General features: G+C 35.9%; 23 protein-coding genes and 2 pseudogenes. 23 read left to right on the top strand and 2 right to left on the bottom strand.

Features of this window, described 5'->3' with window-relative positions; all coding sequences use genetic code 11:
- Window positions 1-305, top strand: a 305-nt coding sequence (locus tag BLR11_RS12450) for a transposase (protein ID WP_176762958.1), incomplete at its 5' end; no start/stop codon positions are given.
- A 151-nt stretch (window positions 306-456) separates the two neighbouring features.
- Here the strand turns inward: BLR11_RS12450 and BLR11_RS12445 are convergent.
- Window positions 457-1,275: an IclR family transcriptional regulator gene (locus tag BLR11_RS12445; protein ID WP_176762989.1), complete on the bottom strand. Its 819-nt coding sequence runs from the start codon at window positions 1,273-1,275 to the stop codon at window positions 457-459.
- 266 nt (window positions 1,276-1,541) lie between these two features.
- Window positions 1,542-2,025: pseudogene (locus tag BLR11_RS12440) on the bottom strand (transposase); the annotation flags it as partial.
- Window positions 2,026-2,080: 55 nt separating this feature from the next.
- Here BLR11_RS12440 and BLR11_RS14415 point away from each other — a divergent pair.
- The 22 genes and pseudogenes from BLR11_RS14415 to BLR11_RS12345 all read left to right on the top strand — a co-directional run.
- Entirely contained in the window at window positions 2,081-2,362 is a 282-nt protein-coding gene (locus BLR11_RS14415; protein WP_218118815.1) for a hypothetical protein, read from the top strand.
- A 103-nt stretch (window positions 2,363-2,465) separates the two neighbouring features.
- Entirely contained in the window at window positions 2,466-2,639 is a 174-nt protein-coding gene (locus tag BLR11_RS14790; protein WP_176762988.1) for a DDE-type integrase/transposase/recombinase, read from the top strand.
- 521 nt (window positions 2,640-3,160) lie between these two features.
- Window positions 3,161-4,642 carry a group II intron reverse transcriptase/maturase gene (ltrA, locus tag BLR11_RS12430; RefSeq protein ID WP_091652655.1) on the top strand — a complete coding sequence of 494 codons (1,482 nt, stop codon included), beginning with the start codon at window positions 3,161-3,163 and terminating at the stop codon, window positions 4,640-4,642.
- A gap of 18 nt (window positions 4,643-4,660) precedes the next feature.
- A complete protein-coding gene (locus BLR11_RS12425) occupies window positions 4,661-4,927 on the top strand; it encodes a transposase family protein (RefSeq protein WP_143006440.1) in 267 nt (88 codons plus the stop codon).
- The gene (locus tag BLR11_RS14785; protein WP_425433762.1) at window positions 4,906-5,007 is read left to right on the top strand and encodes a hypothetical protein; all 102 of its coding nucleotides are present in this window, start codon (window positions 4,906-4,908) and stop codon (window positions 5,005-5,007) included. The genes BLR11_RS12425 and BLR11_RS14785 overlap by 22 nt, the downstream gene beginning before the upstream one ends.
- 704 nt (window positions 5,008-5,711) lie before the next feature.
- Window positions 5,712-6,194, top strand: a complete 483-nt coding sequence (locus tag BLR11_RS12420) for a MarR family winged helix-turn-helix transcriptional regulator (RefSeq protein ID WP_091652652.1) — start codon at window positions 5,712-5,714, stop codon at window positions 6,192-6,194.
- Between the two features lie 61 nt (window positions 6,195-6,255).
- Complete coding sequence (locus BLR11_RS12415) at window positions 6,256-7,368, top strand: HlyD family secretion protein (RefSeq protein ID WP_091652649.1); 1,113 nt, start codon at window positions 6,256-6,258, stop codon at window positions 7,366-7,368.
- Entirely contained in the window at window positions 7,346-8,488 is a 1,143-nt protein-coding gene (locus tag BLR11_RS12410) for an ABC transporter permease (RefSeq protein WP_245675168.1), read from the top strand. The genes BLR11_RS12415 and BLR11_RS12410 overlap by 23 nt, the downstream gene beginning before the upstream one ends.
- 22 nt (window positions 8,489-8,510) lie before the next feature.
- Window positions 8,511-8,939 (top strand): universal stress protein, encoded by a 429-nt coding sequence (locus BLR11_RS12405; RefSeq protein WP_091652642.1) that lies wholly within the window; start codon window positions 8,511-8,513, stop codon window positions 8,937-8,939.
- Window positions 8,940-9,130: 191 nt separating this feature from the next.
- Complete coding sequence (locus BLR11_RS14630) at window positions 9,131-9,253, top strand: hypothetical protein (RefSeq protein ID WP_281240855.1); 123 nt, start codon at window positions 9,131-9,133, stop codon at window positions 9,251-9,253.
- On the top strand, window positions 9,214-9,519 hold the full coding sequence (locus tag BLR11_RS12400) for a hypothetical protein (RefSeq protein ID WP_176762987.1): 306 nt from the start codon (window positions 9,214-9,216) through the stop codon (window positions 9,517-9,519). Before BLR11_RS14630 ends, BLR11_RS12400 begins: the two co-directional genes overlap by 40 nt.
- 355 nt (window positions 9,520-9,874) lie before the next feature.
- Complete coding sequence (locus BLR11_RS14780) at window positions 9,875-10,012, top strand: IS3 family transposase (RefSeq protein ID WP_425433760.1); 138 nt, start codon at window positions 9,875-9,877, stop codon at window positions 10,010-10,012.
- Entirely contained in the window at window positions 10,002-10,079 is a 78-nt protein-coding gene (locus BLR11_RS14775) for an IS3 family transposase (RefSeq protein WP_425433761.1), read from the top strand. The genes BLR11_RS14780 and BLR11_RS14775 overlap by 11 nt, the downstream gene beginning before the upstream one ends.
- A gap of 372 nt (window positions 10,080-10,451) precedes the next feature.
- Window positions 10,452-11,111: a GntR family transcriptional regulator gene (locus tag BLR11_RS12385; RefSeq protein ID WP_091652631.1), complete on the top strand. Its 660-nt coding sequence runs from the start codon at window positions 10,452-10,454 to the stop codon at window positions 11,109-11,111.
- Window positions 11,112-11,446: 335 nt separating this feature from the next.
- On the top strand, window positions 11,447-12,844 hold the full coding sequence (locus tag BLR11_RS12380) for an MFS transporter (RefSeq protein WP_091652628.1): 1,398 nt from the start codon (window positions 11,447-11,449) through the stop codon (window positions 12,842-12,844).
- A gap of 49 nt (window positions 12,845-12,893) precedes the next feature.
- Complete coding sequence (locus BLR11_RS12375; protein WP_091652625.1) at window positions 12,894-13,853, top strand: aminopeptidase; 960 nt, start codon at window positions 12,894-12,896, stop codon at window positions 13,851-13,853.
- Window positions 13,854-13,865: 12 nt separating this feature from the next.
- Window positions 13,866-15,152, top strand: coding sequence for an aminotransferase class V-fold PLP-dependent enzyme (locus tag BLR11_RS12370; protein ID WP_218118814.1), 1,287 nt, complete (start codon window positions 13,866-13,868; stop codon window positions 15,150-15,152).
- Window positions 15,153-15,174: 22 nt separating this feature from the next.
- Window positions 15,175-16,290, top strand: coding sequence for an alanine dehydrogenase (gene ald / locus BLR11_RS12365; RefSeq protein ID WP_091652619.1), 1,116 nt, complete (start codon window positions 15,175-15,177; stop codon window positions 16,288-16,290).
- Window positions 16,291-16,343: 53 nt separating this feature from the next.
- Window positions 16,344-17,303: a D-2-hydroxyacid dehydrogenase gene (locus BLR11_RS12360; protein WP_091652616.1), complete on the top strand. Its 960-nt coding sequence runs from the start codon at window positions 16,344-16,346 to the stop codon at window positions 17,301-17,303.
- 153 nt (window positions 17,304-17,456) lie between these two features.
- Window positions 17,457-18,302, top strand: a complete 846-nt coding sequence (locus tag BLR11_RS12355; protein ID WP_091652615.1) for an aldo/keto reductase — start codon at window positions 17,457-17,459, stop codon at window positions 18,300-18,302.
- 1,356 nt (window positions 18,303-19,658) lie between these two features.
- On the top strand, window positions 19,659-20,141 hold the full coding sequence (locus BLR11_RS12350) for a cupin domain-containing protein (RefSeq protein ID WP_176762986.1): 483 nt from the start codon (window positions 19,659-19,661) through the stop codon (window positions 20,139-20,141).
- A gap of 174 nt (window positions 20,142-20,315) precedes the next feature.
- Window positions 20,316-20,533: pseudogene (locus tag BLR11_RS12345) on the top strand (IS256-like element ISBsu2 family transposase); the annotation flags it as partial.

The raw sequence follows: 20,533 nt of genomic DNA, 5'->3' as shown, positions 1-20,533 counted from the left end.
GGGATACTAAATATCCATCCATTACGTTATCTTGGAGATCAAACTGGGCAAATTTAAGTCCTTATTTTAAGTATCCAGAGGAACTACGCCGCCTGATTTATACTACCAATGCCATCGAAGGATTTAACCGGCAGCTACGAAAAGTGACAAAAGCAAAGTCTGTATTCCCAACGGATGACAGTTTGCTCAAAATGCTGTATTTAGCTATGATGGATATTACTAAAAAATGGACGGGACGACGGCCTGATTGGAGCAAGATTCATGCACAACTCGCGGTGTATTTTGCAGATCGGATACCGGATTGATTGACAGGGGTATGCCCTTGTGGTTATATTGAAAACGAGCCAACGATATAGCCGCTGACTCGTACATTCTTATTATTTACACCACTATATGGAATTTACGAAGAATTTGGAGTGTCCTCATAGTAGTGAGAGCGAACAACTGCAAATAAAATCAGGTCTTTTTGTAAAGATAACCTAATTCTTGTGATATATGTAATGCTGCATCTTTTACTAAATCTATATAATGAGGTTTTTGGGTTTCTGTTATTGTTGCAATGGTTCCAGAAATACTTATAGAAGCAACTACTTTTTCAGAATAATCATAAATTGGAGCAGCAATACATACAACACCTGCCTCGTTCTCTTGGTTATCCAATGCATAACCATTTTTACGAACGTCATTTACTGCTTTTAAATAATCTGAAATAGTTATTATTGTAGCGTTCATCAATTGTGGCATACCGGCTTGCATGAGTAATGCTGTTATTGCATCATCACATAACGTAGATACTAAGCATTTTCCGTTAGCTGTAGAATGAATATAGTTCCGTGTTCCTACAGTAGAAGCTAATTTAATGTTATGTTGTCCTTCTCGTTTATCAATATAGATAAAACGCGCTGTTTTTTCATCAAGTGCAGACAAATAAATTGTTTCCATTGTTTCGTTACTGAGTTTGTCCATATATTTACGGGCATATGATGGAATATTCAATGTTTCACAAATTATATTCCCCATATATAATAAAGCAAACCCTAAAACATAATTACCATTTTCACGTTCACGCACATAATCCCAAGATACAAGATTTTGAATAATGCGATAGACGGTACTCACAGGTAGAGTAAGTTTTCCTGCTAATTCGCTCAAACCTAATCCACGAGAGTTATTCTTACCGATTTCATCAATAATTTTTAACGCGCGTTGAATAGATTGTACGTAGAACTTATCATCGATAGGAAGGACAGTATCATCTATTTTTTTCTTTTTCAATAGTAGACTCCTTTTTATAATATAAAACAGGTTATAAAAAAATATATTATTCTTCATTATAACATAAAAATTAGTATTGATAAAATACTTAAAAGTTCAAAAGAGGGGGACGGGAAAAAAACTGGACTTATAAAGAATACTGAAAGAGACTAGAAGATTATATAAGTAAATATTATGGAGGATCAGAAGTCCCGACTTTTTCCTTTCCACAAAAAAACGATAGTGTCAAGTTATGTTTGCAAAAACCACCAATATCCAAATAGAGGTTAAGCAATTTTTGATGAGAGAATCTCTGTAATAATTTTGGGATTCATGTAGGAACGACCACTAGACCAATCTTCACTGTATTCCATGAGATAACTTGTCACTAATCGGACGTACGAATTCATACTGGGAAATATTAACGACCTTCGTGCGGCGCCGGATTTCCCTATTTAATCGTTCCAGTAGATTTGTAGATGAGATTTTTCTAGCATCAATTTCTTGGAAACTGAAAAATTGAAGCGATTCTTCGAGGCCCTCTTCTAACATGGATATGGCCTGAGGATACTGAACTTCATGGTCATTCATGAATGTATTAGCATATTTTTGAGCACTCTCGTAGTCCGGCTGTAGCCAGATTTGCTTGAGCTTTTCGGCAAACGATTTTTTATTTTTACCAGAAACATGCGCCAATATATTTCGCATAAAATGAACCTTGCACCGTTGCCAGGAGCAGCCGAGAAAAGCTTCTCGGGCAGCTTTTACTAAGCTATATCGCGAAGAATGTCAAATAACAGCGAGCACCCAATCGGAATATGATTATATGCAAGAAAACCTGAAATTAAGGAAGCAGCTAGAAGAAATGGAAAAGGAAAATCGTTTCTTAAAAAAAGCGGCGGCATACCGTCCAAGGAAATCAGCCCTCGAAGCGGTTGGAACAGCAAGGAAGAGGTGCTTTCAGATGAAATGGGTAGTGGAGTTTGATATTGTTGGACTTTTCGATAATATCAATCATGGAATATTAATCATAAAGCAGTGTATTGAAACATATGCAGAAAATGGGCATACAGGCGATTTATCCTCGGCAGAATACCTCTCGGCCTAATCCACAAAATCCCATATATCCGTGCTGAAAGGATTAACAATAGAACATCCTGATTAAGTCTGGAGCATTGACATAACATAATATCCCAATTCGTTCTTCCTGGTTGTATCTGACAGCCATTATTGACTGGTATTCACGATACATCATCGCTTGGATGTTAGATGACACAATGGATATCGGTTTCGTACTAGGAATGAGTCGCAAAGCATTACAAATAGGCACCCCAACGATTATGAACAGTGATCAAGGCAGCGATGTGCGACAAGAAGTCGCTTAATATATTGCAATTATGCTACCCTATCCATTCGGGGTAACTCTATCGTGACTAGCTTGGATGGTAACGTCCTGGTTAGAAAACTCACGAGACAATGAGGGAATTCTGGTAGCCTGAATCGGAATAACTGCTAGAGTAAGAATGCTATGGAGAACGTAAAGTGAATCACTGTAGGAATCGTTACGCTGGAGAAAGCGAAAAGGCTGAAACGCTTTGACCAAAAGGTATGGAGCCGTGCAACGGTCTACTCGCTAGCCAATGCGAATGGAAAATGTGCTCCCGGTTTAAAGGTGGCTCCTAAGGCATTCACAATTATATATTAAGTGGAACTTGGTAAACCCTATATGTTCCCCGAATGGGGGTATCTAACCGCAAGGGATGAAACGACATAGAGGGCAGAAGAAAGAGATAAAAAGCGAAGGCTGATTTTGTAATGAGAGCAGATAGAGGTTCCCACTTTACCTTGACCTGAAAGGGTGCTGACTTATCTCATGGTAGTTTTTGGCAGGAAGGATTGTATATCTATGAATTCCAGTAAATCAACGACGGGTAAACCCGAGAAACTGAAAGACACAAAAGCACTCGCACTTCAATGGGATTCCATGAATTGGTGCAAAATTGAAAATGATGTTAATAGACTACAATCACGAATTGCTAAGGCAACAGCGGATGGCGAAAGAAACAGAGCGAAAAGATTACAGTATTTATTGACCCATTCTTTCTCAGCAAAGGCATATGCGGTGAGGAAAGCAATAACAAATCAAGGTAAGAAAACACCCGGTGTAGATAAAAAGCTATGGTCTACTGCAGCATTAAAAATGAAAGCGGTATTGCAGCTTACCGATAAACAATACCAGGCAAGACCACTGCGAAGGGTCTACATCAAAAAGAAAAACAGCAAGAAGAAACGACCTCTTGGAATTCCAACCATGTATGATCGGGCAATGCAGACACTATACGCCCTTGCACTTGAACCCATTGAGGAAACCACCGCCGATGCCGTTTCCTTCGGTTTCCGTAAAGGAAGGAGCGCCAAAGATGCAGGAGAACAAATCTTCTGCGTTTTGGCAAGAAAATGTTCTCCCAAATGGATTGTAGAAGGAGATATAAAAGGTTGTTTCGACAACATCAATCACGAATGGCTGATTGCAAATATCCCAATGGATAAAAGAATTATGCGTCAGTTCCTTAAAGCTGGTTTCATGTATCAAGGGACCTTATTCCCGACACAAATCGGTTCTCCCCAGGGTGGAGCAATCTCAAGCATCTATGCAAACATGGCACTGGATGGCCTAGAAAAACTTATACAAGATAAATATCACCGGAATTCTAAGGGAAATATAGAAAACCACTATCGAGCAAAAACAAAGGTCAATTTAGTACGTTATGCAGATGATTTTATCATAACCGCCAATTCAAAAGAGATTGCGGAGGAGTTAAAACTTCTGGTGAGTCACTTTTTGCCATCTCGTGGTCTGCAACTATCAGAAGAAAAGACTGCAATCACTCACATTGACGATGGTTTTGATTTCCTTGGCTGGACTTTTCGAAAATATAACGGAAAGCTCATTGTAAAACCTTCGAAAGATTCAGTAAAACGAGTGGTAAGGAAACTATCTGACATTGTTCTCAAAGAAAGCAAGGCAAGCGCCCAAGAAGATATGATTCGCCGGCTAAATCTTGTTTTACGAGGTTGGACTAATTATCACCGACACACAGTTGCAAGCAAAACGTTTTCAAATATTAACAACACCTTGTATGTACTGTTACAAAGATGGGCAAAACACCGTCATCCCAATAAAACTAGTTGGTGGCGACTTAATAAGTATTGGCATAGTAAAGGAAACAAGCCCTGGCTATTCTCTACTGGTACAAATGAACTAATCAATCTGCGGACAATTCATATCGCCCGACATCCGAATCTTCAGATTAGTAAAAATCCTTTCTTAGACAAGAAATATTTCAATGACAGGAAGCTAAAGATTCAACGGATAAATGCCGCCTAGAAAAAGGTTAAAAACTGCTTGAGCCGTATGAGCGGGAAACTCTCACGTACGGTTCTTAGACGAGAGAAGGGGAGCAATCCCTTTTCCTTAGTCGATTTTACCAGTCCGCGATACGCTAAGATTTTTATTGATGCTGGTTGCAAAATAAGCATGGATCATCGGGGACGTGCCTATGATAATATTTTCATTGAACGCTTATGGCGTACCGTAAAATATGAGAATGTGTTTATCCGAGAGAATATGAATCGCCAAGAGAAGCCCGTATCGGCATCAATGAATATATGAAATATTACAATGAAAAACGGCTACATCAAAATCTGAATTACAATACCCCGCAGGAAATATATTTCACATCTGGCAGGTGATGTTTATAAAAATTTACTTTCAAAAACCTAACTTATTTTTATAAAAAATCTGTCTTGACAAAGGGGTTCACTTTAAATAGGGCAAATACTACGAGAATTATGCCAGTGGAAAGGAGTGATTTTATTAGCATGCTCGGATCATGTACATCCACTAATTATAACCAACACACAGTTGCAAGCAAAAAGTTTTCAAATATTAACAATACCTTGTACGTACTATTACAAAGATGGCAAAACACCGTCATCCCAATAAAACTAGTTGGTGGAGACTTACAAGTACTGGCACAGTAGAGGAAACAAGCCTTGGCTATTTTCTACTGATAAAAATGAGCTATTCAATCTGCGGACAATTCACATTGCTCGACCCGAATCTTCAGATTAGTAAAAATCCTTTCTTAGACTAGAAATATTTCAAGGACAGGAAACAAAAGATTCAACGGATAATTGCCGCCGGAAAAGGTTAAAAACTGCTTGAGCCGTATGAGCGGGAAACTCTCACGTACGGTTCTTAGACGAGGAAAAGGGAGCAATCCCTTTTCTTTAGTCGATTCATAGAAGCATGCATGATTGCTGAGATCACAGAACAAACATAGTATCGTTGGTGTAAATGAAAATTCTTGACACACATAAAGTGTTAGATTTGACATTTTAATATTTATTTTTTATAATTATAGTTAGTTAGCTAATTATTAGGGATGGTAAAAATGAAATTTCAAGTTTTGCCAACAAGAACTGAATTAGAAAATTACGCAAAAATAGTACCGGAACTTAATCCGTCATCAGTACTGGCAATGTTACGCATCATGCGAGCTTCTGAAAAAATAAAAGCTAATATTAACAACGTATTGGAGAAGCAACATCATTTATCAGAAGGAAAATTACGGGTTATGATTCTTCTTCATCAGCATCCTGAAGGTGTAGCACCGTCTTTTCTTGCATATCGTGCTGGAGTAACAAAAGCTACTATTAGTGTTATGTTGCGACGCATGATACGGGATGGGATGGTTTATTCCATATATGATACAGAGGATGGCAGATCAAAAAAAATTCTGCTAACTTGTCAAGGGAAAAATTTTATGGAGCAAATTTTGCCGGATCATTATTTGCGTATTTCTTCTATCATGAAAAAGTTGACGGATAAACAACAAGATGAATTAATTTGGCTTTTGACCGAAATTTCTGATTAATAATTTTTATACGCATATAGTTAGCCGACTAATTACATAAGAAGGGGGTACGATAATAAACATGGATATACGTAGCAGAACTTTTAAAATGGGAAGTATTTTTATTATACTTCTCATTATCAGCGGATTGTTCCTCATGTACAAAGGGAATGATGCCGTTGCTATGGGAATAAAAAAGAAAGATGGTATTTTAACTGCAGAACAAGTGAAAATCTCGTTTGATTCTGTCAGCGGACGTATAATTAATGAAGCTGCCACAGAATCCCAGACAGTAAAAAAAGGGGACGTCCTTATGGTGTTGGATAGTACAGATGTAGATCATTCTATTGAACAAGCAATTGCTCAAATTGCGCAATTGGATGCTCAAATTGAATCCAGTAAGGGAACTATTCGCATTGGATATGCCCAAGCAGATACAACAGAAACACAAAATTTTCGTCAAATTGATCAGCAAAAGGCTCTTATCAATTCGGCACAAGCAACATACGAAAATAAACAACTTGATTATGAACGAAAACAAGCATTAGTGGGGCAAGGCGCTATTTCTCGTTCAGAAATGGATGATGCACAAATGGCATTACAAATAGCGGCAGCTACTGTGGCGCAACAGAAACAAGCGCTGGCTCAGCTTTTAGGAGGCGCTTCCGATACAGGGGATACTGATTCTTTGCAACTTCCTGCCATTGAACAATCGCGTCAAACGCTGTCTAACAAGCAAAATGATGTAGAAGCATTGATACAGCAAAAACATGCATTAGAAGTGTCACTGAAAGAGCTTCAAGTTCAAAAACAACGACTTACACTTCGAGCTCCTGAAGATGGTAAAATTTTAAAGATTTTAGCAAAACAGGGTGAAATGATTACAGCTAATACCCCTGTTATTTTAATGGAAAGCAAACGATATTATTATGATATATATGTGAATGAACAACAAATTAGTAATCTTTCCGAGGGAAGTTCAATAACAGGATATACTGTTACAGGAAATAAACAGGTTGAAGGTACCATTCGTTCTATTACGAAGGCACCTGGGTTTGCTGATTTAAAAATGTCTCGTGAAAAAGGACAAACGGATTTATCTGCTTTTCAGATACGTATTTACACAGAATCGCAGAGTGGGATAATACCGGGAATGACGATACGGGTGAAAAATGATGAATTCAATACGAGATGAGATTAGATTTTTACTATCTGGACGTGGTATGCCATATCAGAAAGTTGCTTTTACAGTAGCGATTTTTGTTACAATTTTTTTTACACTTACTTTGGGAAATAATATCTCACGGAATCTTCCAATAGGCATTATAGATTTAGACAATTCAAAATATAGTCATGAAATAGTGGAGAAAATTAACTCATCACCATGTATGAAGGTTAGTACTATTATTTATTCAGCAGTAGATCCCAACACTCTTTTTTATGAAGATAAGTGTGTAACCGTTGTTGTACTACCAAAAGACTTGGAAAAAGATCGATATAGTCAAACGGCAACGAATATAGGTGTATTTTATGATAATACTAATACAGCATTAACCGCTGATATTAGAGATGCCCTTAATGAAATTGTCGCTGATGAAAATTTAACTATTAATGGGGCTATTGAAGAAAGTACGGGAGATAGCATTAGTCAGGGAATGACACTGAACACACGAAATTTGTTCAATCCTTCGAATTCCAGCAGCAATGGAGAATCTCAAGGGTTTCTTTTCTTTTTTTCCAGTATGTTTTTTGTCTTTGCTACTATTGGCATGGTACCTCGTCTGCGCATAGAAGGTAAACTTGAAGAAATTCTTAAGAAAGGTACACTATTTGATATTTTATTACGATTAGTTCCGTATAGTGTAATTTTATTGACGGCTCTGTTTGTTGGAATGGCCATATTGCGTGTTGCGAATGATATGGTATTTTCTGGTAGTATTATCCTTTTTTTTGTTACGCAGATTTTCTATATTTCCGCGGTGGGAATTATGAGTATTTTATTTGGTTGGACTGCTGCTAATCCTGGGGTTGCTGCCAGTCGAATGATTTTGTTCATTCCAGGAGGATTTATATTTGGAGGACAGTCGGGACCACTTGCTGACTTGCTTGATTGGGTGCGAATTGGCTCTCATTTTTTCCCGTTGGTATGGGAATACAAATTTGTTAGAGATATTATGATGCGTGGTGCTGGTTTTTGGGATATAGCTAATGAATTTGGTGGATTTCTGATTTATATAGGAGTTCTATTAATTGTTTTTTGTTATGTTTTTTTACGGAGTAGAAAAAGCGCATTATGTAAAATAAACAAAACATAATGTGTAATAAGGAGGAATTTTTATGACTTTTGATACTATTCTTGTCCCTGTAGATGGATCCGAGCAATCTTTGCGTGCTTTGGAAAAAGCAGCGTATATAGCCGGGTTAAGTGGCGCTGACTTAACGTTGCTCCATGTGGTTGATTTGAATAAAAAAATTTCTTCATTTGAGCAAGTAAGTACAGGTGGCTATATACCGTTGGAGTTAAAAGAAAAAGGATGTCAGTTGTTAACAGATCTACGACACCGAATATCTGCGAATATTCAGACTGAAATTGTTGTTGAAATAGGAAACCCTGCAGAAATAATTGTAAAATATGCTAAGGCTCATGAAACTGATCTAATTGTGATAGGAAATCGCGGGCTAGGAAAATTGAAACAAGTTATTATGGGAAGTGTAAGCCAGTATGTCTTATTGCGCTCATCTTGTACTATTATGATTGTAAAATAGTGTTACTTATTTAAATTTTTATCTATGAGAGTTTTTGTCATTACGCTTTTACTCATGCAATATGCATGGGTAATCGTAATAAAAGCGTTTGTCTTTAAATTTTTTTTATATTTGTGACTAATTTTGTTTTTAGGCGAGAAATCAAGACTATGATTGAAAACCGGAGAAGTATAAATAATGTGGCACCCAAGATGAATCAGAAATTGTATAAACAACTAGTTATTGCCATGGTGATCACAACTGTCGGGGGTGCTAATGTGGGAGCTGCAGATACTTGCCAATACGGTGGATCCCGTTATTCTGCCGGTGGATAATCCGACAGCGACGAAAACTGCAAAAAATGAAAGACACCGCCTCGACCGCTGCCAAAACAGATGTATCTCTGAAACTACGGGAATTCATTGCGCAGAAAATTCTCACGGAAAAACAGGCGGTGCAAGATAAAGTGCAGAAAAGCGTAAAAGGACAGGTCATTTCCGGCGGCAGAGTATCCCCGGACCAATTGCTGGAATTAATGCTGCCGAAAGCGGTAGCGCGGTGCTGGGGATTACAATCGGGATATCAAGATCGCACATTATGACTTGAAACAGGCAGAATATGATATTGATGAAGCTCGTGCGGGACTTATGCCGAGTGTGGATTATATAATATATGGGCAGGAACGCGTGCCGAATCCAATACATCGGTTGCAACCGTTAATAGTCGCAAATTGTGATGAAAAATGTTACTTTGATCGGGAACACCTTTTCCAATACACTGGCAGTTAGTCTGCCGTTATATACGGGTGGTTTGGTGGAAGGGAATATGATGCCTTTGCAACAGTAAAAATAGATTTGCGTAAAATCCGAATGTTTCACTCAGACAGAGGCCGTGAGTTTAAAAATGAACTGCTTGAAAAGGTAACTACAACATTCAAAATTAGGCGGTCTTTGAGTATGAAGGGATGTCCGTATGACAATGCTGTAGCGGAGGCGACATTCAAAATATTTAAAACGGAATTTGTTTATGGACGCAATTTTGACAGTTTAAGCCAGTTGCGGTACGAATTAACGAGTTATGTGAATTTGGTTTAATAATAATAGAATTCATGGATCATTAAATTGTATGACTCCGGCGGAATTTAGAAAATTGACCTTATAAAAAGTGTCTGACAAAGTGTTGAGAATCCATTCTATAACACTTTGAAAAACGAATATTTTAATTTACGGAGATTCAAGGATGTGAAGTCGATGAATGAAGGTTTCTATTGGTTTGTCTATTGCCATTACAATCGGCGTAGGCCTTATTCTTACAATAATGGATTAACTTCTTAGGCTGCCAGAATGACCGCCTGAAAAAACTATCACTAAGTGTTACGATTTTGCTTGACATCTACATATATTGTAGTAGGTTATAAAAAATATTTTGTGACGAATTAGTATTACAATCTGTGTCATTCCACTTGCATTCAAATGACATATATGACATTATTATAAATAAGTGATAGTAGATATAGGGAAAGGAATAAATAAAATGGATATATCAAAGAAAAAAGAAGTTAATTTAACACAAACAGCTTATCAAACAATTAAAGAGAAAATTGTGCATGGAGAACTTTTGCCAGGAGAAGTTATTAGTATTTCTGCAATGGCAAAGGAATTAAATATTAGTAGAACACCGGTAACTAATGCATGCCAAAAACTTGAACATGATAAATTTTTAACAATAGCGCCTAAGCAAGGTGTTATTATAAAAACTTTAACGATTGATGATGCTAGAGAAATATATGAACTACGAGCTGCTATTGAAACATATTCAGCAAAGAACAGCTTTGATTTTTTTTCTCAATTAGATATAGAGTATCTTAAAAATTCATATGATAAACAAAAACTAGCTGTTCAAAATGGTGATGCTAAAGCATTTATGTCAGAAGACACTAACTTTCACAGATATTTGCTTTCTAAATATGAAAATACGCAGTTTTTTTCTGTGCTAGATATACTTTTTGATCGTGCATTTTTGATTGGATTAAATTCGTGTAAGAATTCTTTTAGACTTTTGGAAAGTTTAAAAGAGCATGAAAATATTATTAATTGTTTACAGCAAAAAGACAAACAAGGTTTTATTGATGCTATTGAAAAAAATATTTTAGATGGATATAAAAATATTACAATAAGTCGACATAATACTTGATTATTTGTAAATTAAAATCATAGCTAGGTAACAAGCTGGCATAAATATATTTATAAAAAGCGGGATACAATATTTTATATGTATTTCGTTTTTTTTATAATACAATTATCCTTAACAATAAAACTTATAAATTATAAAATTAATTTGTATGAGATTATAAGAAAGCTATTGTTAATTAAAAGTCATTTATATATTGACAAAAAATAATATCTGATATATAATCACACTATGATATTTCTTGAATTCAACTTACATGTAAGTTGAATTCAAGAAGCGCGCAATGACGTAATAAAATGTTGAATCTAGCTATTCTATGGTTAAGGGAGGCGTTGCTTATGGAAGGATCAAAAAATATTGGTGCACGACTTGATCGTTTACCGATATCAAATTGGCACTATGAAATTCTTGTTTTAATAGGGCTAGGTATGTTTATTGACAGTTTTGACAATTATATGGGGGGAGCGGTTTTGTCAGAATTAATAAAAACAGGGTGGTCAACTAATTATTTGAATGCTGTTTTTATTTCTACTACAATGGCAGGATTGTTTTTAGGGTCTATTTTTGCGGGTTTAGCCGGAGATCATTTAGGAAGAAAATTTGCTTATCAGTTAAATCTTTTGATTTTTGGTATTGCTGCTATTGCCGCGACTTTTGTAACAAGTATGACTTTACTCATTATTTTACGGGGAATTATGGGTATAGGTTTGGGAGCTGAGCTTGTCGTAGGGTTTGGGACATTTTCTGAATTCGTACCGGCTAGAGTGCGTGGTAGATGGACTTCCTTTTTATCGTTAGTGGCTAATTGTGGGCCACCGGTGGCATTAATAGCAGCTTATTTTATTATACCTATATTTACCTGGAGAGCCATGTTTTTGATTGGCGGTATATCGGCACTAATCGTATGGATGCTTAGACATAATCTGCCGGAATCACCGCGATGGTATGAGTCTCGTGGTGAATATGAGAAAGCAGATATTATTGTTTCTAAAGTTGAGAAAAGTATTGAAAGAACAACAGGGAAAAAATTGTCAAAAGTTTTAGAAATGGATGAAACTAATATTCCATTAATTAGACAAATTAGTATTTGGAGTTTGTTTCATGGAGTTTTACTTAAACGAACAATCGTTTCTTCTGCTGTTCTGATTGGTATGAATACACTAATATATACTGTTGTTAATTGGGTGCCGACTATTTTTATTCAACAAGGACTTAGTATTACTAAATCTATTGGAATGGTAGCCTTAATGCTTATTGGAGCTCCCATTGGTGTATTTATTGCATCTCGGACAGTTGACAGATTTCCTCGTAAAATTATGACATCATCATTATTACTTATCATAGGTGTTTTGGGGTATGTTTATTCTTTACAACGAGATGAAGTAATCATTGTTGCATTAGGATTTATCCTAATAATTTTTATATATATTTATACTTGCTTAGTTTGTTCAGTATATGTACCGGAAATGTGGCCAACTGAAGCTCGATTAAGGGGAACTGGAGTTGCCAATGCAGTTGGTCGAATATCGGCAATTTTCTCTCCGTATATTGTGGCATGGTTGTTGACAAATTATGGGGTTACCGCTGTGTTTATCGGATTGGGAATAGTTGTAATTGTTTTGGCTGTTGTAATTATGGTTCTAGGTGTTGAGACGAGGCATAAAACATTGGAAGAAATTAGTATGGAAATTGAAGAAGAGTTTGATGCAAGTGTGACAAATTATAGTAAAAATTAATAATATTTAAAAGTTTGTGAGAATATAAATAAAGTGAGGTGTAATGATAATGACAAAACATTATAAAGCATGCGATACGCTTATACATGATTGTGCTCAATGTAAAGAAAATGAGAAAATCCTTATTGTAACGGACCCTGATAGCATTAAAATAGCACAGGCTATTTGGGATGCTGCAGAAAAATTTCCTAATCGAAGTATGGTTATGATGCCAACACAGACGATGCACGGTCAAGAACCACCAGATATTATCACGGCAGCTATGCTAGAAGCAGATGTGATTTTTAGAGCAACTAAATTTTCTATTTCAAGTACAGATGCTAAACGTAAAGCATGTAGTAATGGTGCGCGGGATTTAAATTGTTCCGATTATGATTTAAAGATGTTAGAAGAAGGGGGGTTAACTGTTGATTTTGCAGCTCAAGAAAAAAAAGTGACAAAAATGAATGCGTTAATGGAAGGACATACAATTGAAATTACAACTCAAAATGGAAGTCATTTTACAGCCGATATTACAGGACGTAAAGGATTTCCTCAATATGGACGTAGTTTAGTACCAGGACAGACATCTTCTCCACCCGATATTGAATGTGCTATTGGTGCAAATATTGGGACCGCTAATGGTGTAGTATTTATAGATGGTAGTATTCCTCATCCCAAACTTGGACTATTGAAAGAACCTATTTGTTTTAAAATAAAAGACAGTAAAATTGTTGATATATCAGGCGGTGAACAAGCTAAAATTTTTGCTGATATTTTAGCTAGTTATAAAAATTCCAATGTTTATCATATTGGGGAAATAGGAGTTGGTATGAATCCTGCCTGTAGGTTGAATGGTAGGATGTTAGAAGATGAAGGGTGCTATGGGACTATGCATTTTGGGGTTGGTGATGATCGAACTTTTGGTGGAACGAACGCTTGCCCAATTCATCTGGACTGTGTGTATATAAAACCAACATTGCGTGTAGATGGTAAGATTATTTTAAAAGATGGGAAATTAACTTTTTAATAGGAGGAACTTATGATGATTGATACTAAAGAATATCCACAGGGTTTATTATTTTCTGAAAAATTACAGCAAGAGGTTCGAAATCGTTTTTATAATATAGATCATGATAATTTTGGGAAAAGAATCTTTTTTGAAAATTCTGGAGGCGCTTTGCGTTTAAAATCTTGTATTCAAGCTGTGGTAGATGTAGATTCACATCCGGATTGTCCAGGCCGGCATCAACAGCAGGCAGATGTTCAAGATGAAAAAGTTAAGAGAGGTTATGAAGATTTGCGTATTATTTTTAACACACAAAAAGGTTCTATTATTACTTATTTATCAGCCTCTCAAGTTATGTTTAATATTATTGAATCGATTGCGAACAATATAGAAGGAAAAAATATGGTTGTTTCTGTGTTAGAACATCCATCTGGATTTGATTCAGTTCAATATTATGCAGAAAAAACAGGTAGAGAACTTCGTGTTTTACAACCCAATCGCGCTACGGGCCGTATTGATGTAGAAGAAGTTCAGCGATTGGTAGATAAAGATACGGTGGTATTAAGCTGTATGTATTCTTCCAATACGACAGGTGGTGTTAATGATATTCCTGCAATTGTAAAAGCTGCAAGAGCCATTAAACCAGATATTTATATTGTTGTCGATGCGGTACAACATGCACCACACGGGCTAATTGATTTATCTCATTTAGATATTGATGCAATGGATTTTGCTCCATATAAATTCTTTGCTTGCCGTGGTTCTGGTGTTGGCTGGGTATCTGAACGTTGTGCAAGACTGCCACATAATCATATCTTATGTTATAGCGATGATACATGGGAATTGGGAAGTACGGCTCCTCATATTTTTGCTGGATTTAGTGCCATTGTTGATCATGTTGCGTGGATAGGAAGACATTTTATTGATAGTAGTGATAGACGAACTCTTTTTGCAGAAGGTATTAAACGTATTGCATTACAAGAACGAGCCTTGTTATATCGTACTTTGGAAGGAACTGATGAACTTTCAGGACTTCGACATATTTCTAACATTGAAATTATTTGTGATAATCCAGATTTGACACAACGTGATTATATTTTACCGATCATTTTTAAAAACATGGATGTAACTTCTGCAGTAAAGGAATATATAAAGAGAGGAATTTATGTGTTTGAACGGAAGTCGCCAAATCATTATTCTAAACGTATTGTTGAATCATTAGGATTAGAAGGCGTTGTACGTGTATCACCTATTCATTGCAATTCACCGAAAGAAATTGATGATTTCTTGAAAGCTTCAGCGGAGATTGCAAAATTATAAGTATAATAAGGAGGAATTTATAATGATAATAGGGACCGTGACAGAGATTAAAGATCATGAATTTCGTGTTGGATTAACACCTGCGGGTTGCCATGTTCTAAAAGAAGCGGGACATACCGTGTTAGTTGAAAAAGGAGCAGGTGAAGGCAGTGGATTTACAGATGAAGAGTATAAAGCTGTTGGAGTGCAATTGTTAGACAAAAAAGAAGTTTTTGATAAAACAGATATGATTGTAAAAGTTAAGGAACCACTGGCTCCCGAATACAATATGTTTCATGAAAACCAAATATTATTTACATATCTTCATCTTGCACCAGAAATAGAATTAACAGAAGCGCTTTTAAAAAACAAAGTAGTTGGAATTGCGTTTGAAACAGTTCGTGGTACGAACAATTCACTTCCATTACTTTCTCCAATGAGTCGTGTAGCGGGTCGCATGAGTGTGCAAATTGGTGCACAGTATCTGGAAAGACAATATGGAGGAAAGGGGATGGTTCTTGGTGGAGTGCCAGGTGTGGAACCTGGACAAGTTGTTATTATTGGCGGCGGTACAGTTGGGCTTAATGCTGCAAAAATGGCAGTAGGCCTTGGCGCTAAAGTTGCGGTGCTTGATATGAATCCAGAACGTCTTTCATATATTGATGATATTTTCAATGGTCGGGTAGAAACAGTTGTTTCCAATTCTTTTGAAATTGCTAGATGGACAAAGAAAGCTGATTTGTTAATTAGTTGTGTATTGATTCCTGGAGCCATGACACCTAAATTAGTAAAAGCGTATATGGTTAAAGAAATGAGCAAGGGTTCTGTTATTATTGATGTTGCCATTGATCAAGGTGGCGGGGTGGAGACAATTGATCATGTAACAACCCATACAGATCCTATTTATATAAAATATGGTATTGTCCACTATGCTGTAGCCAACATTCCAGGAGCTGTACCTAAGACATCTACTATAGCATTAGCCAATTCTACACTTCCCTATGTTTTAAAAATTGCTAATAAGGGTTGGAAACAGGCATTGAAGGATGATGTAGGATTAGCACAAGGATTAAATACAGTTAATGGAAGAATTACCTTTAAGGCCGTAGCAGATGCGCTTAACAAACCTTTTACGAAATTAGAAGAAGTATTAAAGTAATAGTATAATAAACATTTACTTAATATATTTCTTGAATGGTAGGGGGGCTTTGAATGAAAATAGTTGTTTTAGATGGATATTGTGAAAATCCCGGCGATTTAAGCTGGAATACATTACAAAATTTAGGTGATACTGTAATTTATGATCGTACAGAATATGATGATAAAATCATTGCACAACGTATAGGCAATGCTGAAGCTGTTTATACTAACAAAACGCCTATATCTAAATGTGTCATTGATCAGGCACCTAATTTAAAGTTTATTGGAATACTAGCAACTGGATATGATATTGTTAATGTAAAAGCGGCAATAAATAAAAACATAGTAGTTACTAATGTTCCTGCTTATGGTACTAATTCAGTGGCACAGATGGCAATAGCTTTATTATTGGAAATCTGTCACCATGTGGGAATTCACAATCAGGCGGTACAGAGTGGTGAGTGGGAACATAATGCAGATTGGTCATTCTGGAAATATCCCTTGATTGAATTAGCAGGGAAAAAACTTGGAATTATCGGATTAGGACGTATAGGCCAACAGACAGCTCGTATTGCTAAGGCATTAGGGATGGAAGTACTTGCTAATGATGCATTTGAAAGTGATGTGGGGCGTTCTGTTGCAAAATATGTGGATCGGGATACACTTTTTTTTGAATCCGATATAATTATTCTTCATTGTCCACTACTTTATGATACAAAGGGAATCATTAATAAAAAAAATATTGATAAAATGAAAGATGGTGTCATTATTATAAATAATTCCCGGGGATCTTTGATTATTGAAGCAGATCTTGCAAAAGCTTTAAAAAGTGGAAAGGTGAGAGCAGCTGCTCTTGATGTAGTATCAACAGAACCAATTAAGAAAGGCAATCCTTTGTTGGGAATTGATAATTGTCTCATTACTCCACATATTTCTTGGGCTCCCAAGGAAGCTAGACGGCGTCTTATGGATATTGCAGTAGATAACTTGCAAAAATTTATAAATGGTGAGCGGCAAAATGTAGTTAAATAAAATTATTTGTTATAGTTAATTTGTTCTTAGCGACAGTGATTATTGGATAAAAAATCGAGACACCTCGTGTGGTCTCGATTTTTTATGATATAGTTTGTATTATATCATAAAAATAATCAATAAATTAATCATAAATCAAAGGAGAAAATAATAATGTATTATGTAACTTTAAATAATGGTATAAAAATGCCGAAAATTGGCTATGGGGTATATCAAATTTCTAATGTTGCAGAATGTGAAAAGTGTGTGCTTGATGCTATCCGTATCGGGTATCGATTGATTGATACGGCACAGGCATACATGAATGAAGAAGCCGTAGGAAATGCTGTAAAAGCATGTGGTGTTAGTCGAGAAAAATTGTTTATTACGACGAAAATATGGATTACGAATGGTGGCTATGAGAAGGCTAAAAAATCTATTGACGCTTCATTAAAAAAACTTCAAATGGAGTATATTGATCTTATGCTCATACATCAACCTTTTAATGATTATTATGGTATATATCATGCTATGGAAAATGCCTATAAGGAAGGTAAGTTGCGGGCTATTGGCGTTTCAAATTTTTACCCCGACCGGTTTATTGATTTAAGTCATTTTGTAGAAATACAACCGGCTGTTAATCAGGTAGAAACTCATGTATTCCAGCAGCAGAAAAAAGCTCATGAAATCATGACAAAATATGGAACGGTACATGAAGCATGGGGACCTTTTGCGGAAGGGCGTAAAGATTTTTTTGCCAATCCGGAGCTTAAGCATATTGGAGAAAAATATAATAAATCAATAGCACAAGTTGCTTTACGGTTTCTCTTACAGAATGACATTGTCGTTATTCCAAAATCGATACACAAAGATCGTATGAAACAAAATTTTGATGTATTTGATTTTGTGTTGGCAGAAGAGGATATGCGGTGTATAACAAAAATGGATGAAGAACAAAGTTTATTTTACTCTCACTACGATTCAAAGTTTGTAGAAAGGATTATAAATTGTAAAATATAAAATTATAGTAATATATTTAGATCATGGTATGTACATAATGTATAAATTATGCATGTTTTATTTTAGTTTGTTTTTATTGTGAAAGTTGACAATAGTTGCTCACATCGTCGCTCAAATGTAAGAAAATAGATTAAAAGAGACATTAACAAAAAAAAAATGAAAAAGAAGAAAATGTGGATTATAACTGCATTCATGGCAATGAAACAAAATGAACAAAAACAGGTAGTTCGAATTGCTAAATCGTTAGGGGTCGTAAGGCCCGCCAGGGTTCAAATCCCTGCCACTCCGCCATTTTACTATATGGAGCAGTTCTAAGCTTTTGCTTAGAACTGCTTATTTTTTTATATTAAAAAGTAGGTATGGAGAGTATTTGGCAGCGAGAAAGTCGGAAAATTTATTTTACGGATACGCAAAATATGAAGATGGAAAATGGGTAATCCTAACTTGTCGAATAGGGAGATACTACAGAGAAAAGATATACTGCAAAGTTTCTTATTGCCAGAAAAAACATTGTTTCTGCAGATTTTGTACCGGAAATTTTCCATGTTCTTAAAGAAACGAGTGAGGGTTGATTCTGATAAATATCGGGAGTTGCTACAGTTGATAATTAGGAGATAAAGTAAGTTTTGTTTAATAGATAAGTAGCATACAGCTATAAAAGTATAGTTTTGATAAGACTGCGGGTCTTTAGTAGTTATTGCGTTATTCTTGTGTTTTTAGTAGTATATAATATATAAAAATAATTTATATAGAAAAGAAGAAGAATTATGAACTCTATTGTTTTTAAATTGACATAGCCGATTTTATTGTATATGAAGTGAGTAAAATTGCGAAAATATCGATTGCCAAAATTTATGAAACAATAACTACTTCAAAAAATAAGGACATTATTTCTTGGTTCATTAAATTATTTGTTTTAATCCAATGGACACGGGTATGTTTTCGATTGGCATTCAATTTCGGGATTTTGTCATTGCAGAAATAGTGGGTCCATATTACCCGAGATGTATGCATTGTGTACATTTAGAATCTTGTAGGCAAAACGTCTCAAAGACATATTTAACGGTGATTAAATATTGTAATTACTGATTTAAATATTATAACAATCAGTGAAACAGGTATGGAGACAGAGACGCTGGGATTTTGGACTGCGGCACCTTGTGTTGATTTGATAACTAAAGAGAATATATTAAAATGCTATTATGGGAGGAAGTACTTCTCGATGGACTGAGAATGCATCACTTAAATCCATTATATAAGACTAATGAAATAGTTTTATATTTGATACGCGAAACAAATGACAATAAAAACACATGGATAAGAGAAAAAACGTGTATTAGAAAGGGAGTGTTTTGTATGAACAATAAGAAGGTTATCGTTTCTCGATGGAAAGACCTTGATAAACAAAGTAATTCTTTTGGTAAGACATATGAGTATGATCGCTATAAATTTATAAAAGGGGAAGATGGATTTAAGTCTAATATTGCTTTTTTACGGCTCCCTCCTAAAAAGGCGGCATTTCCTTTGCATTATCATGAATACAGTGAAGAAACATTTTATATCATTTCGGGTGAGGGGATGTTAGAAACGAAGGAAGGGAAACAAGAAGTAAAGACGGGAGATATTATATTTTTTCCAACAGGTTCCGAAGGGATGCATAAATTAACAAATAATTCTGCGGTGGAAGATCTGCTGTATATTGATTTTGATACCTATGTACCTTTGGATATTACCTATTATCCAGGCAAAGATAAAATAGGAATTTTTGGTGAACACTATACGGGAGTGCTGCGAAAAACAAGTGCGGTAGATTTGTATGAGGGAGAAGAAGATAATTAAAAGTTAAAAGGGACATAGTAGATACTGCTGAATACAAAATGTATAGTATATGGGAGTGTAAAATGAAGTGTGTAAGTTACCGGTAACCAATTTACTAACTTACGCACTTCATTTTTTTGTCGAGGTGCGGTACACTATCAGAAAGCAGGTTGAAAGGAATTGAGTACAGCACTGATGAAGAAACGTAGAAACCCGAGTGAGAAAGGCCAGGCAATCGCCAAGCTCATCATGGAACAATACCAGCCGAAGACGCAGGAAGACATGCAGATAGCGCTGAAGGACGTGTTCGGTCCTATCTTCGAAGCTATGCTGCAGGGCGAGATAGATAACCATCTCGGGTATAGCTCCAATGATCATAGCAAGAAGGAAACCTCCAACCGTCGGAATGGCTA

The sequence above is a fragment of the Megasphaera paucivorans genome (assembly GCF_900103535.1).
In the GTDB taxonomy this organism is placed as follows: domain Bacteria; phylum Bacillota; class Negativicutes; order Veillonellales; family Megasphaeraceae; genus Megasphaera_A; species Megasphaera_A paucivorans.
This window is presented reverse-complemented; position numbering and strand designations above follow the sequence as displayed.

What these genes read in the sequence shown, in the direction of transcription:
- BLR11_RS14415 (WP_218118815.1), top strand. Translation starts at nt 2,081, where the DNA reads ATGCAAGAAAACCTGAAATTAAGGAAGCAGCTAGAAGAAATGGAAAAG.
- ltrA (WP_091652655.1), top strand. Translation starts at nt 3,161, where the DNA reads ATGAATTCCAGTAAATCAACGACGGGTAAACCCGAGAAACTGAAAGAC.
- BLR11_RS12420 (WP_091652652.1), top strand. Translation starts at nt 5,712, where the DNA reads ATGAAATTTCAAGTTTTGCCAACAAGAACTGAATTAGAAAATTACGCA.
- BLR11_RS12415 (WP_091652649.1), top strand. Translation starts at nt 6,256, where the DNA reads ATGGATATACGTAGCAGAACTTTTAAAATGGGAAGTATTTTTATTATA.
- BLR11_RS12410 (WP_245675168.1), top strand. Translation starts at nt 7,346, where the DNA reads ATGATGAATTCAATACGAGATGAGATTAGATTTTTACTATCTGGACGT.
- BLR11_RS12405 (WP_091652642.1), top strand. Translation starts at nt 8,511, where the DNA reads ATGACTTTTGATACTATTCTTGTCCCTGTAGATGGATCCGAGCAATCT.
- BLR11_RS14630 (WP_281240855.1), top strand. Translation starts at nt 9,131, where the DNA reads ATGAATCAGAAATTGTATAAACAACTAGTTATTGCCATGGTGATCACA.
- BLR11_RS14780 (WP_425433760.1), top strand. Translation starts at nt 9,875, where the DNA reads ATGAAGGGATGTCCGTATGACAATGCTGTAGCGGAGGCGACATTCAAA.
- BLR11_RS12385 (WP_091652631.1), top strand. Translation starts at nt 10,452, where the DNA reads ATGGATATATCAAAGAAAAAAGAAGTTAATTTAACACAAACAGCTTAT.
- BLR11_RS12380 (WP_091652628.1), top strand. Translation starts at nt 11,447, where the DNA reads ATGGAAGGATCAAAAAATATTGGTGCACGACTTGATCGTTTACCGATA.
- BLR11_RS12375 (WP_091652625.1), top strand. Translation starts at nt 12,894, where the DNA reads ATGACAAAACATTATAAAGCATGCGATACGCTTATACATGATTGTGCT.
- BLR11_RS12370 (WP_218118814.1), top strand. Translation starts at nt 13,866, where the DNA reads ATGATGATTGATACTAAAGAATATCCACAGGGTTTATTATTTTCTGAA.
- ald (WP_091652619.1), top strand. Translation starts at nt 15,175, where the DNA reads ATGATAATAGGGACCGTGACAGAGATTAAAGATCATGAATTTCGTGTT.
- BLR11_RS12360 (WP_091652616.1), top strand. Translation starts at nt 16,344, where the DNA reads ATGAAAATAGTTGTTTTAGATGGATATTGTGAAAATCCCGGCGATTTA.
- BLR11_RS12355 (WP_091652615.1), top strand. Translation starts at nt 17,457, where the DNA reads ATGTATTATGTAACTTTAAATAATGGTATAAAAATGCCGAAAATTGGC.
- BLR11_RS12350 (WP_176762986.1), top strand. Translation starts at nt 19,659, where the DNA reads ATGAACAATAAGAAGGTTATCGTTTCTCGATGGAAAGACCTTGATAAA.